Source organism: Pseudomonas sp. 3JA (assembly GCF_036961705.1).
Lineage (GTDB): Bacteria > Pseudomonadota > Gammaproteobacteria > Pseudomonadales > Pseudomonadaceae > Aquipseudomonas > Aquipseudomonas fluorescens_Q.
This window is the reverse complement of record NZ_JBAMDJ010000118.1, coordinates 1-325: the sequence shown is the minus strand read 5'-3', so window position 1 is coordinate 325 and position 325 is coordinate 1. Positions and strand designations below refer to the sequence as shown.

At 65.5% G+C, this 325-nt stretch carries 1 protein-coding gene; it reads left to right on the top strand.

Annotated features, from left to right (window positions below; translation table 11 throughout):
* Window positions 1-325 (top strand): hypothetical protein (locus V7773_RS30295; RefSeq protein WP_336076510.1); only part of this gene is annotated, 325 nt, incomplete at both ends.

The following is a 325-nucleotide window of genomic DNA, read 5'->3' as shown; positions in this document are numbered from 1 at the left end:
CAAAAAGCTGCGCTGGAACCCGTTCGGCCAATTGGTGGAACACGTCGATTGCTCGGGTTACCCGACGCGCTTCAGCTACGACGCGCGCGGTTACCTGCACACCATCACCGATGCCCTCGGCGAGCGCACCCAATTCAGCTACGACGCCCAAGGGCGCCTGCTCGGCAACCAATTACCGGACGGCCGCAGCGAACACTACCAGCGCGACACCGCAGGCTTACTCATCGGCTACACCGACCCGGCCGGGCACACCACGCTCTACCAACACAACCGCCGCGGCCAGGTCCGCCAACGCACCGACGCCCAGGGCCGGCAAGTGCAGTTC